The sequence below is a fragment of the Clostridium sp. LS genome (assembly GCF_002760435.1).
Classification (GTDB): domain Bacteria; phylum Bacillota; class Clostridia; order Clostridiales; family Clostridiaceae; genus Clostridium.
This window is the reverse complement of sequence record NZ_AUUU01000013.1, coordinates 19,476-36,515: the sequence shown is the minus strand read 5'-3', so window position 1 is coordinate 36,515 and position 17,040 is coordinate 19,476. Positions and strand designations below refer to the sequence as shown.

Annotated in this window: 20 protein-coding genes; 6 read left to right on the top strand and 14 right to left on the bottom strand. The window is 27.6% G+C overall.

Annotated features, from left to right (window positions below):
* Window position 1 precedes the first annotated feature (1 nt).
* The 7 genes from COL3_RS03465 to COL3_RS03430 all read right to left on the bottom strand — a co-directional run bounded on the left by COL3_RS03465 (window position 2) and on the right by COL3_RS03430 (window position 5,692).
* Complete coding sequence (locus COL3_RS03465) at window positions 2–472, bottom strand: hypothetical protein (RefSeq protein WP_008419329.1); 471 nt, start codon at window positions 470–472, stop codon at window positions 2–4.
* A gap of 64 nt (window positions 473–536) precedes the next feature.
* A complete protein-coding gene (locus COL3_RS03460) occupies window positions 537–1,208 on the bottom strand; it encodes a hypothetical protein (RefSeq protein WP_008419331.1) in 672 nt (223 codons plus the stop codon).
* 90 nt (window positions 1,209–1,298) lie between these two features.
* Window positions 1,299–2,654, bottom strand: coding sequence for an SMI1/KNR4 family protein (locus tag COL3_RS03455; protein ID WP_008419332.1), 1,356 nt, complete (start codon window positions 2,652–2,654; stop codon window positions 1,299–1,301).
* Window positions 2,655–2,708: 54 nt separating this feature from the next.
* Window positions 2,709–3,389 carry an inorganic pyrophosphatase gene (locus COL3_RS29690; protein WP_008419334.1) on the bottom strand — a complete coding sequence of 227 codons (681 nt, stop codon included), beginning with the start codon at window positions 3,387–3,389 and terminating at the stop codon, window positions 2,709–2,711.
* Window positions 3,390–3,502: 113 nt separating this feature from the next.
* On the bottom strand, window positions 3,503–3,949 hold the full coding sequence (locus tag COL3_RS03440) for a DUF3916 domain-containing protein (RefSeq protein ID WP_008419336.1): 447 nt from the start codon (window positions 3,947–3,949) through the stop codon (window positions 3,503–3,505).
* A 160-nt stretch (window positions 3,950–4,109) separates the two neighbouring features.
* Window positions 4,110–5,072 carry a hypothetical protein gene (locus COL3_RS03435; RefSeq protein ID WP_008419338.1) on the bottom strand — a complete coding sequence of 321 codons (963 nt, stop codon included), beginning with the start codon at window positions 5,070–5,072 and terminating at the stop codon, window positions 4,110–4,112.
* A 149-nt stretch (window positions 5,073–5,221) separates the two neighbouring features.
* Window positions 5,222–5,692: a hypothetical protein gene (locus COL3_RS03430; RefSeq protein WP_008419340.1), complete on the bottom strand. Its 471-nt coding sequence runs from the start codon at window positions 5,690–5,692 to the stop codon at window positions 5,222–5,224.
* Between the two features lie 345 nt (window positions 5,693–6,037).
* Between COL3_RS03430 and COL3_RS03425 the strand changes: the two genes are divergently transcribed.
* Entirely contained in the window at window positions 6,038–6,361 is a 324-nt protein-coding gene (locus COL3_RS03425) for a transposase (RefSeq protein WP_347474367.1), read from the top strand.
* Between the two features lie 656 nt (window positions 6,362–7,017).
* On the opposite strand, the gene COL3_RS03420 is transcribed toward COL3_RS03425, so the two are convergent.
* From COL3_RS03420 to COL3_RS03390, 6 genes are all read right to left on the bottom strand, one after another.
* On the bottom strand, window positions 7,018–7,512 hold the full coding sequence (locus COL3_RS03420; protein WP_008419344.1) for a hypothetical protein: 495 nt from the start codon (window positions 7,510–7,512) through the stop codon (window positions 7,018–7,020).
* Window positions 7,513–7,828: 316 nt separating this feature from the next.
* Entirely contained in the window at window positions 7,829–8,509 is a 681-nt protein-coding gene (locus COL3_RS03415) for a hypothetical protein (RefSeq protein ID WP_008419347.1), read from the bottom strand.
* Window positions 8,510–8,801: 292 nt separating this feature from the next.
* Window positions 8,802–9,500, bottom strand: a complete 699-nt coding sequence (locus COL3_RS03410) for a hypothetical protein (protein WP_008419349.1) — start codon at window positions 9,498–9,500, stop codon at window positions 8,802–8,804.
* 19 nt (window positions 9,501–9,519) lie between these two features.
* Entirely contained in the window at window positions 9,520–9,705 is a 186-nt protein-coding gene (locus tag COL3_RS03405) for a hypothetical protein (protein ID WP_035282381.1), read from the bottom strand.
* Between the two features lie 1,374 nt (window positions 9,706–11,079).
* On the bottom strand, window positions 11,080–11,259 hold the full coding sequence (locus COL3_RS03395) for a hypothetical protein (protein ID WP_008419350.1): 180 nt from the start codon (window positions 11,257–11,259) through the stop codon (window positions 11,080–11,082).
* A gap of 13 nt (window positions 11,260–11,272) precedes the next feature.
* On the bottom strand, window positions 11,273–12,109 hold the full coding sequence (locus COL3_RS03390; RefSeq protein WP_008419351.1) for a hypothetical protein: 837 nt from the start codon (window positions 12,107–12,109) through the stop codon (window positions 11,273–11,275).
* Between the two features lie 989 nt (window positions 12,110–13,098).
* Here COL3_RS03390 and COL3_RS03385 point away from each other — a divergent pair.
* The gene (locus COL3_RS03385; protein ID WP_008419352.1) at window positions 13,099–13,341 is read left to right on the top strand and encodes a hypothetical protein; all 243 of its coding nucleotides are present in this window, start codon (window positions 13,099–13,101) and stop codon (window positions 13,339–13,341) included.
* Window positions 13,342–13,418: 77 nt separating this feature from the next.
* Complete coding sequence (locus COL3_RS03380) at window positions 13,419–13,580, top strand: IS3 family transposase (RefSeq protein ID WP_347474366.1); 162 nt, start codon at window positions 13,419–13,421, stop codon at window positions 13,578–13,580.
* Window positions 13,581–13,685: 105 nt separating this feature from the next.
* Here COL3_RS03380 and COL3_RS03375 read toward each other — a convergent pair whose 3' ends face one another.
* Window positions 13,686–14,504, bottom strand: coding sequence for a sporulation protein (locus COL3_RS03375; protein ID WP_008419353.1), 819 nt, complete (start codon window positions 14,502–14,504; stop codon window positions 13,686–13,688).
* Between the two features lie 260 nt (window positions 14,505–14,764).
* Between COL3_RS03375 and COL3_RS28545 the strand changes: the two genes are divergently transcribed.
* From COL3_RS28545 to COL3_RS03365, 3 genes are all read left to right on the top strand, one after another.
* Window positions 14,765–14,914 carry a hypothetical protein gene (locus tag COL3_RS28545; RefSeq protein WP_008419354.1) on the top strand — a complete coding sequence of 50 codons (150 nt, stop codon included), beginning with the start codon at window positions 14,765–14,767 and terminating at the stop codon, window positions 14,912–14,914.
* Window positions 14,915–15,206: 292 nt separating this feature from the next.
* Window positions 15,207–15,956, top strand: coding sequence for an acetoacetate decarboxylase (locus COL3_RS03370; protein WP_207655434.1), 750 nt, complete (start codon window positions 15,207–15,209; stop codon window positions 15,954–15,956).
* 15 nt (window positions 15,957–15,971) lie between these two features.
* On the top strand, window positions 15,972–17,006 hold the full coding sequence (locus COL3_RS03365; RefSeq protein ID WP_008419358.1) for a ketopantoate reductase family protein: 1,035 nt from the start codon (window positions 15,972–15,974) through the stop codon (window positions 17,004–17,006).
* Window positions 17,007–17,040 lie beyond the last annotated feature (34 nt).

The window sequence follows — 17,040 nt, the reverse complement described above, 5'->3', positions numbered from 1 at the left end:
TTTATAATATTGATGATTTAATAATATTTTCATCATCATCAATAAAAATAAATTCTCGCATATTACTAAAAATAATTAGTAAATACGCACTAACGTTAATCCAATCTGAGAATTCGTTTATAAAATCATCTAACTTTCCATAAGTATATATATTTATAAGTTCCTTTGATCCACAAATACAGCAAATCCATACATTTTGTCCTGCATATTGGCGTAATAAATATATATTTTCAACTTGTTCCTTAACAACCAATTTTTCAAAGTCCAATCTAGTAGGTGAAATAGCTGGTAGTGCGCTAATAAATAAATTAATTTCATATGTTTCTTTGCCGTTTGCAAATCTATAATTTTGCTCAAAATCATCAATGTTAGAAATTAATCTTGTCTTTTCTTCCATCATTAATCTTTTATTTTGCTCCTGCTTCTGTTTTTCTTTTAAATATTCAAGACGCTTTTTCAAAATTTCATCCATTAAAACTACCACCGTCAAATTTAAATTTTTTTACAAATCGGGATTTATATTACTCAACTATGTATCATTCATCTATACTTTTAGGGAGAAATCTCCATGTGTAAGAAATACCTGTATTAATATTATGTGTATCATTGAAAATACATTTATATTCATCTAAGTTCACAAAGTTTCTCATTACTATTTTTAATTCATCTAAAGTTGATATATCATCACAATAAGCACTAACTCCACTAAATTCTACTTCTCCTTCAAAAGAAAATGGAACATCTTCCCCGTATTCATCATTCCAATACACATTTGCATTTCCTGTCCATTGAACTAGGAATTTATTTGCATTTCTTTTTAAAAATTTTATTGTTCCACTAGTTACATCCTCATGTTCAAAAACATACAATGTTCCTGCCTCTTCACCGTTTGCATTATATTGAGAATCCCATGTTAGAGAAAGTCCTTCTATATCTTTCCATGATTTTATATTTAGGATAAAACCGTTGTTATGATATAAACGAGGTGAAACCGATTCATAAAAAATTTCTTCATCGTCTTCTAAGTCTATCAATTCTTCCTCATCCAATTCTGTTACAAAATCTCCTGCTTTCATATCTATTTCTATAAACCAATGGAATTCTTCCTTTCCAGTACTTTGCATTCTTCTACTCATGGCTGAATCCATAAAACTCCCACCAAATGTCGCATTCTCCACATAAAACGTTAATTTCCCTAACTTAAACATATTTTACCCCCACAAATTATTATTTATATCTTTTCAATAAACTGATATAACCACATTATATGTACCGAACATTTCTCCCAGTCATTATGCTCATATTTTTTTCTTAATATCAATCCAATTATTTTTAAATGCAATCTCTAAATTTGAACGCATTGTCGAATCATTTTTATACTTTTCCCACATCCATTTATATGCTTCCAGCAATTTCTCATTTTTCTCTTTAGCCATCCCTTGCAGTGCAGCGTGTGCTATCCAGTATGAATCACAGTGCATCCATGAAATAAATTGCTCTATATAATCCATTTTGTCATTAGCTTTGCTGATTGCCCAAATAGCTGTTCTTCGCTCTTCTTCCTCAATGGTTTCATCTGTTGCAAAAGAAATTAAATCTTTTCCGGAAATAGATTTACAGTCTGTCAAAAAGAAAATTATCCGTTCCTTTTCCTTGAGTTCTTTATTATATAACAGCTTGACCATTTCCATATAATAGTTATCTTTTAGCTCATCAGGCATTCTCCTTGCACATAAAACTGCACCTTCTAAATTCTCTCCTTTAACTAGAGAATCAAACATTTCCATTCCTGCCTTCTTATTATGTTTAAATAATAATTCAACCCTTAAATGATCCAAAAATTTCTCATCTCTGTATTTCAGAAATTCTACTGTATCACTCTTTAGCTTAGAAAATCTAAAAAAACTTATCAATATATCCCTCTTATTTTCCATCTGTGCATTCTCATATTCATTTATTAACTCTTCTTCTTTTCCAAGTTTAATATAACCATATGATTTTACACTATTTCCATAAATAATTTCTTTAAAATAGTTCTCATACCATTCTAAAAATGTCATCTGTGTAAGATATGGACCATTTTCCGGCTCTAAATTCCAGTCAATATAAACAATTTTACCTTTTTCAGAACCATTGACCATTAATAAATTATCATAGGTACACCCTTGAGTACCAATTATCATTAGTCCTCCATATACCTGTCTCATGATTTCATCGTACTCTGCATCATTAGCTTCTTCCAGTTTATCCATGGTACTCTTCCATGTTTCTTTTGTAAGTTCATTATTTATAAACGCTGAGGTGCTTATAAAATCCTTATATTCATTATATTTAACAGTGTTTTCAAGCATATACAGCCCATAATAAGGACCAGCACCCCCATTACCAACTATTGTTAGAAAAAATACATATTCTTCTGGTAATTTTATATTGTACTCACTTTCGAATTTATGTATCTTATCTATTGATAATACAGGATTTAACTCATATTGGTGTTTGCTTACGCCAAATATCTTTCTATCTTTATCTATCTCTCCGGCTCTTTTTACAAGGGCTTTAATATATTGCCCATGTGCTAATGACATTCTTTCACCAGTAAACTCTTCTAAATTCTCCATTTTGTTTCTATGTAATTTTCTAAATACATTGAACATATAATCCTCCCAAATGCATTTTATAAAACCTTCTCATAATATAATTAATCAATTTTAAATCAACATCTCTATTAAACTATCAAAATATTTCTCTTGAAAATTGACTTGTTCTTGTATTTCTGCTTTTGTTATTTTCATTCCTTGCGGAACAACTACCCATTTTTCTTCAACATCATCATTCCTATGAATTATCGCTACTACTTTACCTATTAACTCTTTTATAGGTTCATTTATTCCAAGAACATATGCATCTTGTTCCTCGCCATCTGGTGCTATAATACCAGGTACATATCCATAGTTAACAGAATAATATATATCTTTATGCTTCGGATGATATGAACCTAATGGTCTATCAATTACAACTTTTACAATTCTGTTCATTACATCTCCTCTATAAGTCGCAATTTTTCTTTCCTGTATATCAATAATTTCTTTTAATGATAATTCAATATACCTATCCTTACCAAACATTGTAGAAGTTGTATCTCCCATTTTATCCATAAGCTTTACTAAATCTATCTCTTTAGGTAATGGTATTATATTTTCATTCTCATCTTCACTTTTATGTGCAATAAAAATAAAATTTCCATTTTGAAAATCTATTTCAAAACTATTCATTACCTCTAAGGCATTAACACCTAAATACTCCTCTTGATTTTCAATGAATTTTTCATATATAAATTCATATAATGCCTCTTTACCAATTTTAATAATCCTATACTTATCTTTATCCATTTTATAACCTCTTTAAATACTAACATTTATTATGAAAAATTGTACTAGTTATCAATATCCTATATTATATCTCCATAGAACCAAATTTTCTGTTTTCTATACCCTAATTCATCTTACACCTCTTCTAAATAGCCAACTTCAGCTAAATTTGTAATCATATTAAGCCTTTCAATTAGAGAACCTTTGTTAACTTTTGACCATTTTTGATATCGAATATCTTTTCTATCCCAAAATGTATTATAATAGCTGCTTTCATAAAAAATTAAAATTTGTGAATGTGAAAAATTTTCTTCATAAACTGCTAATATTATTTTACAAAATCCTATATCTTCAGGTTTGCTCATTAACATTTCCTCTGTTTTTCCTATCAGATGTTGAAAGATTTCTGTTCTATCTTTTCCTTTTGGTTTAAAAAATAAATTTGCATAAATTTTAAAATATTCATCACTAAATGGTTCATTGACCAAAGGATTAAATACTGAATAAAAATTATCAATTGTTCTTACTATACGTTTTACTTCTCTTTTATACCATCTTTGCTTCTTGCGTTCCATAGACATGTTTTGCTTCTCCTAACATCAATTTTCTGATTCTTCTCCTTCGACAAATTATAATTTAAAGATTACATATTCCATTAGAGCATGCTCATCTATGCTCCTTAATATTAAATTTTATTCATTATATTTTATCTCATAGAATCAATCTTCGAAAAATCTAGTCCTATTTATATATAAATGAATTTGCCAAATCTTTATTCATTTGTTCATGGTCTCTATATTTTTTCTTACTATTTGAATACGGAGTGCATAAACAGCATTCAGGTAATGGCAACTTTAATATTTTATTCATAAAATCTAATTCATCCGGATAATTAATAAATAATTCACCTTTAAGATAAGATTCTTTTTTTTGCCAAATAGCAAACTCTTTTATAAATGCTTCATCTTCAGGAATCTTTAGTTGCTCAAACAACCCTTTAGGCAAAACACTTCTAGCAATATTATATAAACCATGTGCTTCTGAGCAAAAGCATTTATAAAGTTTATGTCTATCATTTCTTCTTGAAGCTACACACACTTGGTTTAACTGTATGCTGGCTTCCTCCATATTCTCTTCACATAATGCTATAAGAAATGAAACAATAGCTTTTTCCCATAGTGATTTTTTCTGTTTTAGCATTTTTTTTGCTTTAGAAATTACTTCTTTTTCGTATTCATCTTTATGATACCAAAGGACATATAACAGATTACTTGCTATTACAAAAGCTGGATATCCATTGCTGCTTAATCCTAATTCTTCTGGATATGATTTTTCCAAAGCTTCTATATCATTGCATGCCATACAATCCATCACTTCCCAAAATTCACCTGACTGATCATATCCATTTCCACTTTTAGTTAACACCCTATGTCTCCCATACTGATATAATGTATCATTTAGCAATTTCCAATCTTCTTTTTTTAGACTTTCATATACCCCTAATAAATAAGGATTGCTTATTAATGACAAATATAACTTGATTTTAACATGAGTTTCAACCCCTTCGTTTTTTAAATACTTTTCATATGTATTTCTTTGCTTTTCTATATATTCTTCTCTGGACTTCCAGATTTCTACAAAAGCCTTTGTTTCCTGTACTGTTGTTTCGTATAGTTTTATATATTTATTTGCTATTTTTAACATAATTACATCCTCCAATGTTATATTACAAACGATTGTTAAATCGCACTTACTTTTACTTTAATTAAAACATTTTCACATTGAAAATTTTAGAAACCATTGACTAATCGAGCATTATAAAAGGCATGACAAACATATAAAAACTATTTTCCCTATTTGCAAAAAGCCTCACATCTTCTATCTAATATAACTTCAAACTTTTTATAATTCTTCCAACTAAAATCGAATTCACAAGGAATATCATGCAGTTCATTCAAAACAAAATCTATGTAATCATTAACAAACTGTCCACTAGCATAATAATATTCAGTAAATGCTAATCCTTCATCATTAAAATCATCACTCCATAGCTTGCCATCACAACAGGTTAGAAAAAAATCCACTCCTGTGATTTCTTCCTTTCTTACCTTTTCAAGATTTTCTGAATCATATTCCTTATGTATGTCTCCTTCCAAATTATTATTAATAATCCATGTAAGGTAAAAGCCAATATGAACACATGATCTTTCAGTAATTATCTTGTTCTGTTCATCATTAATATCTTTAAGTTCTATTTTCTTATTAGAACAATAAGCCTTTACTGCTATATCATAATAATTATCATAACTATCGAAAACCGCCATTGCTTTATTCATCCTTTCAAAATACTCTTTATTTTACAGTTAAATACTTTTCTGCGCACATTATACATATATTATAACTATAATTACAATATTTTCATATATCAATATTCTTGGCAACAATGCTGTGTTAAAAGGAAGATATTAATACTCGCTTTGCTCGAACTTTAATGTTTCTTGCTACAACTTTACTCAAAATTCACTCCTAAATTCAAGGACCAGAAAGAAACAATACGCAACACCTTAAAGCTCTGCTTTAATCTATTGCATTGCTACTTTCTTCCCATATTATTTTAAAGTTGCAGCTAGTGACTTCAAGGCTTTGCCTTCAAGTCATAAGGTGAGAATATTAGAAAAAGCGCTAAGGCAAAAGTTTCTGGGATTTATGACTTAGAAAATAATATAATGATTGATTCTGTTATCGATAAATATACTACACCCGAAAGACCTCTAGCTAAGAAAAATATAGAAACTCTATTTAAATTAATAGGAGATAATAAAAAGGTAATAGTAATATTTGATAGAGGATATATATCAATAGAAATGTTAATTTTTTTAATGGAGTTGCCAATTTTTTATATATTTAGGTTACAAAGCGGAACGTATGAAGATGAAAAAAACTTAATGAATAATGATGATGAAATAGTTAATATAGAAATTAATAAAAGCTGATTAAAAAAAATTAATGATAAGGATATAAAAGCTAAGGCTAAACAAATTGGAAATATTAATGTAAGAATGATAAGTATAACATTATCAACTGGTGAAGATGGTATTTAGTAACCAATATTCCTTATGATGAAATGGCCACAAGCGAAATTGGATTATTATACTTTAAACGATGGAGTATTGAAACTAGTTATGATGTTATAAAAAATAAATTATGTATAGAAAATATCTCAGGTAAAAAGAAAATTATAATAGAATAAGATTTCCATGTATGTCCAATAAATACACTCTTAACAGATCTCTACTTAAAATTAATGTTTAATATAAGATAGCTTGTACTTATCTTCTTTTGTATGAGCGTAGCGAGTTAAAATTAAAGGAATAGGCAATCAAAATAAATATATACCTTGTAATTTTTAAAAGACTAAATTAACACATTTAACCTTAAAAATACCTAATCTATAATTTTAGATTGTCTATTCCATCCTTGATCTTTGAAGTAAGTATTATACTCCATATAGAGTTTTATATTTATTTTATTATCAATATGGCCATATCTGTAGCGCCTTTGTTAAATGAAGTTTTACCGCTTCCTCTTTTACCGCCAGAACTTTTTCTTCAAGGCGGACTCCTCTTAATAACTCTTTGCAAATTATATTTTATATTCCCTCTATATGATTGGCATTTTCATTCAAATATTCTATAAGATTTTGACTTAGCTTTATATTATTGTTGCTTTCTAAGGCAGAAATAATATCGTGTAGCCTCTTTGTAGATTTTACTGGAAGAGTCAATAAGATATAATTCTGACTATTTAAAAAGACAATCGAAATAACCTTCCACTTTTTCCATCTATACGATTGTTCAATTAACTTTAGGTCTAGTTTTTTTATCTCATTAAATAAAATTATTGATTTTGAAAAGACATTACCCGTTTCTATTCTATCTGAATATAAGCTAATATGATCTGTTATCAGTATAATTGTAAATCGTACTAATATTAATTCTAATAGAAATACAACCCAAATAACTAGTATATCATGTTGACTAACTAGAATAAAAATTGGAAGTATACAAAGAGTTACAAAAAAAATTATTAGTATTAATTTTCTTTTTATATTATATTCTGAAAAAATAAGTATTCTTTTATTCAATAGATGCCACAACCCCTACTTGTTTAAAATCAATATCTTTCTTAAATAAAATAATTATTGGAATCGTTCAATTTAATATATTAATTAACATCTCAATACAGTACTTAATACACCATCTTTTATATGCATTTTAGAAACTCATGTAATCGTTTGGTCGTATTTTACTTCTATCAAGTATAATTCTTATTTGCCGAAAATATACTATTTCTAATAAATATTTCTTCCTTATTCATTCCAATTCAAAATCCATTTCACCTTACTTAGACTTAGATACTATAAGATTATTAATCTAGTTTATTAATATTAATTTAATAAGTTATCCATTTAATATCTCTAATACTACTTCCAGCCTATCTTCGCTAAACGAATTTCTTAAATCATTATAATCATTTGGTTGGATTTTACTTCTTATAATTTTAATTTTGTTATCTTTTATGAAATTATCTAAAGTTATTATATTGCTATAAAAATCTTCAGCGTCACATGTATTTAATACTGTTCCATCTTTTAAATGTATATCATAAATAGGATCTATTTTGTTTCTATATCCTCGTTTGTATGATACTTGGACATTATCAATATCATTCCATTGATAATTCTTGTTTGTAGAAAATATTCCATTTCTAATGCGGATCCCATCTTGATTTATATCTGTATATTCAAAAAATTCATATATTAATATAAATATTGAAACTGCTGATATTATAACAGGAATTAATAATAGAGCTCTAATTTTAATAATTCTAATAGAACTACTATTTCTTAAACCTATCACTATTAAAAACATTATTAGAAATGGCGAATAAAGTATAATCCATTTTGTTATTTCTGAATGTAAAAATAATAATGTATTGCTTGACATAAAAAATGATTTTTGATTTTTAAAATACCACCAATCCAAAAAATAAGTAATTGGAAATGATAGAACTACTGGAACAATCAAATAGCAAAATATGTTTAAAAGCTTATCATCTTTATATTGCGAATCTTTTTTCAAAATCTACCTCCCAAAAGTAATTAAACAGCAATATTTTTAAAATCCATTCATTTTAGTAAAGTATTAACACTTAATTTATTTAATACCGGTAATACCCCTTGAATTATATCAGAAATATTCTTATTCTCTTCAAATATTCCAAACAAGACAAAACCACAATAATCCGTTAACATTTCATCTATTAATTTTTCGTGTGTTATGTAAACATTATAATTCTTGAATTTAGAAATAAATTTAAAGTTAACTAGCAGCAGAAAACATTAACTATTATTTCAAACTAATTTGATATAATTTATTTATCAAGTATTTTTAGTATAACGTCTAATCTATCAACATCTAAATCTTTTTCTTTATCTTTATATTGAATTACAAAATCATCATAATCGCTGCTAAGTATCTTTTTTCTATTAATTGTAATATTATTATCTTTCATAATATTATCAATATCTATTATTTTTTCAAAAAAATCATCTGAATTACATGTATCTATTATTTTTCCATCATTTAAATATATATCATAAATAATTATTATTTTGTTTCTATTACCACGTTTATATGATGCCTCTACTTGTGTAACATCTATCCATTTATACTCTTCACTTTTTGAAAAGATTCCATTACTAATGTATATACGCTCTCTTTCTATAGCAGTATATTTGAAAAATTGTAAATAAAGTAAGATGGTTGAACTTAAAAATACAATAATTCCAATCAATAAACAGATATTTATTTTTATAATTTTATACTGAAACCTATTTCTAAAACTTAGAATTATCAGTAACACTACAATGTATGGTGAAAAAAATATTATTTTTTCTGATACATTATCATGAATAAACAATAATGTATCAGAAGCTTTAAATTTTAACACTTGTAACTTATAATATTCTGAATCCAAAATAAATGTTATTGGCAATGAAATAAGCATAGGAATCATTACATCAAAAATCAATCCATTTCTTTTAGAATCTTTACTAAAATTTCTATCCAAATCTATTCCTCCATTAAAATTACTTCCATTCAGGAATTGTAACTCCATGAGTATCAAAAATATTTTCTATCAGCTCTGCCTTGCATCCTATTTCCGCCAATTTATATAAATCTTTTTTATAATCAATTCTATTATCCATATTGTTTAATTCTTCATATATATTTTTAAGTTCCTGCGCATTAAGACTCTCATAATGCTTGTCCAATCACTTCTTTTTAATATTGATATTAATTTCTTTCTCTTGTTTTAGAACATATATTTATTTATCCTATTAATTTTTATTATAATCTCTCCTTCATAAATACAAATTATATTTATTATTAGCTACATATGTATATTTAGTAATTTACTTATTGTTAAATTTCTTGAATTACTTGAAAAACATTTTGATATTAATACATTTATTCCAGAATCATTTACAAATAAGTATTATTCTAATCTAGGCCGTAATAGATTAACAGAAGAGGAACAGTTTTTACTATATAAGTACAATTCCCTCGACTTGATTGGTAAACGTGCTGTAAATCCAATATTAGGCATAGAATTTGAAAGATGTAATTGATATTCATATAATTAATAATTTATATATATTCTTTTAAGTTTTAGAATACTTTAAATTTTAAAAGAATATAAATTTTTTCTCATAATTTAATGATATAGGCGTGGTTTAATGGATGTAAAAACTAATTGTACAAAAAAACGGATCTTCTTATTTTAGAGCTACTGCTACTGTTGGTATGGACAGTAACGGAAAACTTATTAGAAAAGAATTTTATGGTAAAAGTAAATCAGAAGCTGAAACCAAGAGAGGAGTATGGTTATTCCTAGAAAAAAGAACTTAAGATAAGACGTTCAGCATTATACTAATTAAGTATATTTTATGATTGTAAACAAATTATAAGATATTAATTTTTTTACTGCTATCTGTATAATTATTATGAGAAAATGAATTTTCTCCGGGAATAATAGGTTTAGTTAATAATGAGTTTTCTATGGCATTAGCAGCTTAAATTATATTTAATTTTAATTCATTATCAATTAACTAAATCATAATGTTTTTCTTAATAGAATGAGTTAATATTGACAAAATAAAGCTTTTTATAGTTTTCTTCCGCAATTTAAAGTCTTACATTAGCTTTATTCAGTCCATATTTATAATTCAATATATTTTATTTAAAGTATATTATCCTGGTATTTTAAAGCCCTGTTGTATTCTTTATTCAGCTGGATATTACCAAAATTCTAACTTGCTTATGCTCAAGTAAAGAAAAATTCGGACAACCTTTTATCTAAGTCAGTTATTTTATATAGAATTTATTCCTTGCTGCCACAAGCTATAACAAAGAAATACATTATTTCCAAATGTCTTAATAGATATTTATAATTTATTTTATTCTAATATATATACCAGCTTGTATTTCCCTTATCTAGGCCTTGGAGAATTAAAAGAAAAAGATATTAATTACTTTAAGCTGAATAAAGTACATGTGAACCTGAAAAACTCCATTTAAAGGTTCTATACCCTGTACATTATCTATTGCTTGAATTATAATTAACATCTTACTTATTTATAATTTATTTAATTTGTTTTAGCGACTATTCTTATTATCTGTATTTCTCTTATAGATAGCCCAACCAAATCACTAATTAATTCGTCACTCATACCTTGATTTATAGCTCTTCTAGCTGTTTCTATTGCATTTTCTAGCTTACCTTCTTGGAAACCTTCTTCAAATAAACTCTTACCTAATTCAGTCATAATCTCTATGTCCTTAATTGCTATATTTTAGAGCTTTTCTTATTCCCTCAATTTCTTCATTTGATAACCCAGTCAAATCACTTATTATGCTATTGTCCATTCCTTTTTTAATAGCATTTTTTACAATCTCAATAGTCTTTTTATTTTCTCCTTCAACTATTCCCTTTTCCATGCCTTCTTCAATTAAGCTTCTACCAAGTTCAGTCATCTTTATCTCCTCCCTTACTTTCTCTAAATCTTTACCTTCTAAAAATTTACTTGCAAAAGCATATAGGATTGACTCTACGTCATATCTATAATCTTTATCTATATCTTTAACTACTCTAATTGCATTTATTATCTTATCACTTTTACTAAGCTTACCACCCATTATTGGTGTAAATGTTAATGATATAATATCGTGATTGCTTAGTTCTTCTTTATTTTTTATTTTGTTTATTATATTATTAAATATTTCATCTCCATCTTTATCAGCCATTGATATTGTCTTGACTTGATAAGAATTAATTCCACATGTATATTCACTTATAGGATCTTTAATGTCTCCTGAATAAACAACATATGTTTCAACATCTTTACCAGTTTGAAAATTAAGAAGTGCCTCATAAGTTCTAAATCTTCTTAAGTCTGAAATGCCCTTGTCGGTGGTTTGAAACTCAAAATGTATATAACTGTCATCTTCCATTAAAAATGTATAATCCATTAGCATATTCTTTATCTCAAGAACAACAATTTCAGTAGATCCAGTACCTTTTACTTTTTTATTTATACCAAAGAATTTCAAACCTTCTTCTGCAAATATATCCATTGCTCTTTTCATTATCATATCTTCATAATTTATTTGCTTCACCAATGCACCCCCTCAACTAAATAGTTTTGTATTAATATTGTAATTTATCTTTCTTAATAAGGCTTTACTTCTATAATATAAATTTATTAAGTTAATAGTATTTTAACATATATAATTATATTTCTAAATATCATAACAGTACTTTGTTATGCTTAGATACAATCTTTTATTAACATTATAGCCAATATACGTCTTATATAAAAGTCTACCGTTACTGCATAACCTCAAAATAATTCATATCTTTAACATTAATCAATTCTATATATTTTTATAATTTGTTTATCTAGATACTTTATGCCCGGCTAACTAATTATGCTTACTCAGATAGTTATTTTTAAATTATAGCTAGCTATATGAATTAAAGTTTTACTTCAAGCTTTAATTATGACCCTCTAATAAATTACTATCGTCTGTTATTTAGTAATGTTTGCTCTTTATATATAAACATACAAAAACCAAATGAGGAGCACAACTCACTATGTTGGCTCCTCATTCTAAATCCTTGATAAGAACTGATATTATATTTATATGGCGATTTTCATTACTAGATTAAAATTTTCAAGTTATATATGTAGGATGCCTTGAATAATCAACGATTCATACTATAAAATTTTCCCACACTTTTCCCTCACTAGTTTGGGCTAGATATTAAAAATACTATCTTCTCAGAATTTAGTAGTATTCTATACAATTCTTTATTTAGATTACTATTAAATTTTTTAACAGATTATATTTTTTTTAATTTGCTAACATATTTTTTCATAAATTACCTATTAAACATTTTATTACACTAAATTAAGACATATATTTTTGATATACTCCCTTTATAGTAGACAGTTGAAATAATAAAACTGTTTATATAACAGAAGATTTCTACACAATTAAAGCTTTTAGAATCTGAAAATAGACGTTTAAGAATGGAGAATGATTTCTTAAAAAAATTTAAGGAAATAGAAATGAGGTAGATAGATTAAATACTTCTAGAACAAATGATAAAAGAATTACATACTATTGAATATTCAATTTCTGAATTGTGCAAATATGTAAAGATTTCTCGTGCTTCTTATTATAAATGGACTAACCGTAAAGAAAGTTCAAGAATCAAAGAAAATTCTATGATATTAAATGAAATCATTAAAATTTATTCAGAAGTTAAAGGAATTTATGGATATAGACGTATAACATTAAATGAGGATTCCAATATACAAGTAAAATTTTCAAAAATAAATTAGATAGCATTAATGCAACCCAAGGTATGTCTAGAGTAGCATGTTGCATATATAATGGTCCAATTTAAGGCTTTTCGAGCATTATAAAATCTCAAATGTATTATCTAAGACAATTTGATACATTTGATGAACTTAAAAAAGCTATTGATGAATACATAGAATTATATAATACAAGAAGATTACAGAGTAAGCTAAAAGGTATGACTCCAATAGAATATCGAAATCATACCTTAGTAACATAATTTTTATTATTTACCCTGCCTACTTGACAGAGGGCGGTTCAGTTTATCCTCTATTACATAGGTATTTTTTTAGATTAATTAAATATTAAACACCCAACATATATGCTAAACCTGAACCTTTTGTATCAACCTATTGCAAATTTCTTCTTGAATTTCTCCGTTATCATTTTCAAAACTTTCTCCATCAAACCTTATACGAATTACGCTCTCATCAAGATCTAAACACTCTAGGAAAAATCCTTTAATTCCCCTTAGCTTTCTATCTATTTCAACATACATTTCTAAGCCATGATTACATAAATTAAATATTATTTCAAGGTCATCCACTTCTCCATGTAAAAAACTTGTAGGTCTAAACTTAAATTCTTGAACTATTGGAAGGGCTCTTCCATCAAAGGCAGTATATTTCTGCTCACATTCAATTACTTGAAAACCTAAATCTGAAAGTATATCAAAAATATGTTGAACATATGGATGTGGCAATATTTCTATATAATCTCTATCTGATGAATCTATTCCCGCTGAAATATCTAAATCTGTTTCTATCCAAACTGCTTGTCTCTCCAAAGTAATTGGAGTAATTTCAGGAATCTTAAATGAAAAATCAAAATCCACTGTTTGCTTAGCCTCTATAGTAAATGATTCTACAAATTCAATTTGATCTATTATAATATTGTGTCTTTCTGTAATAATTTCTTCTTTTTCGTTATTATCATCATCAACAGACCTCTTAATTTCTTCTGTCAAATAATATGTCATCAACTTAACTGTTATTTTATTAATATATTGATCAACATTACCTCCCTTAACATAAATCTTCCCATTAAATTCCTCACCTACTCTAAAGCTATTTCCTTCAAGTACAGTATCTATTTTCGCTGATCCAATTCCCATGGTAGCCATGGCACGTTTAAAAAAAGACATATAAAAATCCTCCTAAAGTAATACTTTCCATAATATATATTTACATCATAATTATACCACATTTATCAGTATTTTAAAATTAAATTTGAAATTTAACACTAATTTTGACGCATATTATTCAAAAAATATTATGGTAATATTGTTTAGAATATATATTCTTCTAAAGTAATATTCTGAAGAATAAATATGGTGCAGAATATTAGAATATGCACTGTTTATTCATCTATCCTAAATAAGAACATTATTAAAGGAGAATATTTATGGCAAAAAAGAAAAAATCCGAACTATCAAAAAATGATTTAGCTTCCAAAGAACATCATAAGCTTATGTCTATATTAGCTATAACAAGCTTAATGTGCCCAGTTTTTACACTCCTACATCACTTTTCAATAAATCATGCAATAATCTAACTCTAAAATTTCTTGCTACTCCTGCAAAAGAAGCTGAGCGCACTTACATCAACTAGATATTGAAGTTTTATTGTATTCATTTCTAATCACATTAATATTTTTTAAATAGATTAATTTTATTTTGTCATAAATACATGGTATGATATATATGTTAGTAATTTCTTTAATATAATAAATTTGTAAAACCAAGAACTATTTAACACAAAAAAGTTCCAAAGTGATTATAGAACAAGAATTGCTAGAGAAAAATTGAATGAAATGAAAGCAAGAAAGGATGCGTAAAAACATGAAAATAGATGTACATGATGTACTCAAGAATCTTAATACCCCTCTGACTGCACCGGCTTATCCATCGCCACCATTTTATAAATTTACTGATCGAGAATATTTAAATATTTATTATCGAACTAACCCAAAGATGTTACGCAATGCTGTTCCAGAACCACTAAAAATTGATGAAAATAACCCAATTGTACGTTTTGAACTTATGCGGATGCATGACGTCACAGGGCTTGGCGGATACACAGAAGCTGGTCAGGTGATACCAGTAAGTTTTAATGGAGAAAACGGCGATTACATCCATTCGATGTATGTTGATAACTTCCCTGCAATCGCAAGCGGACGAGAGTTAAGTGCTTATCCAAAGAAGTGGGGAAATCCAAAACTTTATCAGGATAATGAAACATTGGTTGGACTTCTTGATTATGGGACACTTCGTGTGGCAACTGCAACAATGGGATACAAACACGTCGAGATGTCGAAAGAAGAAGCATTGGAAGAAATACGCCGTCCAAATTTCATGGTAAAGATGGAACTTGGCTATGATGGTCAATTCCGTTTTTGTGATTTAGTGCGGACACAAATTACAAATGTAGAAGTTAAGTGGGCATGGACAGGACCTGCTCGGCTTCAATTGTTTGAACATGCTTTAGCACCTCTTGCAGATTTGCCAGTATTAGAGATAGTTTCAGCATCCCACATCTTAACTGATTTAACTTTAAATGCTGCACAACCAGTTTATAACTATTTGGAGAAAAAATAAAAGGAGGAGCTTTGAATGAGGATTGCAGTTTTAGGTACAGGTTCTTTAGGTACAATCGCTGGCGCTTATATTTCAGCCGGTGGAAAAGATGTTGAATTAATTGATGTCTACCAGGAACATGTTGATGCTTTAAATAAAGCGGGAGCAAATATTACTGGCACTACTAATTTTGAGACATCAGTGAAAGCCATTACCCCTGATAACATGTCAGGTAAATATGATTTAGTCTTACTTTTAACGAAACAGTTATATAATGATTCTGTTCTTCAAAGTTTGCTGCCATTTTTAGGAGAAGACAGCGTAGTTCTCTCTTTACAAAACGGAATACCAGAAGAGAAAGTGACTTCCATTGTTGGACAAAATCGTGTAGTTGCTGGTTCTGTTGAATTTGGAGCTACGTTTATTGAGCCAGGGGTATCAAGCCTTACAACAGAATTTAATCAGTTTAAAAAGTATGCTTTTCAAATTGGGGAATTGAGTGGAGAAATCACAGAGAGAATACAGGTTATCAAATCTATCTTAGATCTTGTTGGAGGAACACATATTTCCGATAACTTAATTGGAACAAAGTGGTCAAAATTACTAATTAACAATGCGTTTAGTGGATTATCAGCAGCGTTAAATTGTAAATATGGCGATATTCTTGATAATGAAATTGCAATTGGCAGTGCAGTCCATATTATAGATGAAACAATAAAGGTTGGACACGCAAATGGTGTAAAATTTGCTAAACTAAATGGATTTAATATTGCATCTTTGGAATTGAATAGTAAACATGATATTCCAGAACGTATTCAAACACTAAAAAGGATACTGGAACCATTCCGACTTTTAAAAGCGAGTATGTTACAAGATTTAGAAAAGAAAAATAAAACTGAAATAGATTTTATTAATGGAGTCGTTCCAAGACTTGCAAAAAGTAAAGGCATTCTAACACCATATAACGATATGGTTGTAAAGTTATTAAAGTCAGCTGAAGCGTCTCAAGCTGTTCCTAACTTTGATACTGATATTAAATATTTTGAGGATATGGTATACTCCAATGAGTAAGTGCCATAGTGAAGTATAAAGAATAAAGGGATCG

Coding starts and splice junctions, on each gene's coding strand:
- COL3_RS03465 (WP_008419329.1), bottom strand. CDS start 472: ATGGATGAAATTTTGAAAAAGCGTCTTGAATATTTAAAAGAAAAACAG.
- COL3_RS03460 (WP_008419331.1), bottom strand. CDS start 1,208: ATGTTTAAGTTAGGGAAATTAACGTTTTATGTGGAGAATGCGACATTT.
- COL3_RS03455 (WP_008419332.1), bottom strand. CDS start 2,654: ATGTTCAATGTATTTAGAAAATTACATAGAAACAAAATGGAGAATTTA.
- COL3_RS29690 (WP_008419334.1), bottom strand. CDS start 3,389: ATGGATAAAGATAAGTATAGGATTATTAAAATTGGTAAAGAGGCATTA.
- COL3_RS03440 (WP_008419336.1), bottom strand. CDS start 3,949: ATGTCTATGGAACGCAAGAAGCAAAGATGGTATAAAAGAGAAGTAAAA.
- COL3_RS03435 (WP_008419338.1), bottom strand. CDS start 5,072: ATGTTAAAAATAGCAAATAAATATATAAAACTATACGAAACAACAGTA.
- COL3_RS03430 (WP_008419340.1), bottom strand. CDS start 5,692: ATGGCGGTTTTCGATAGTTATGATAATTATTATGATATAGCAGTAAAG.
- COL3_RS03395 (WP_008419350.1), bottom strand. CDS start 11,259: ATGACTGAATTAGGTAAGAGTTTATTTGAAGAAGGTTTCCAAGAAGGT.
- COL3_RS03385 (WP_008419352.1), top strand. CDS start 13,099: ATGATAAAAGAATTACATACTATTGAATATTCAATTTCTGAATTGTGC.
- COL3_RS03375 (WP_008419353.1), bottom strand. CDS start 14,504: ATGTCTTTTTTTAAACGTGCCATGGCTACCATGGGAATTGGATCAGCG.
- COL3_RS28545 (WP_008419354.1), top strand. CDS start 14,765: ATGGCAAAAAAGAAAAAATCCGAACTATCAAAAAATGATTTAGCTTCC.
- COL3_RS03365 (WP_008419358.1), top strand. CDS start 15,972: ATGAGGATTGCAGTTTTAGGTACAGGTTCTTTAGGTACAATCGCTGGC.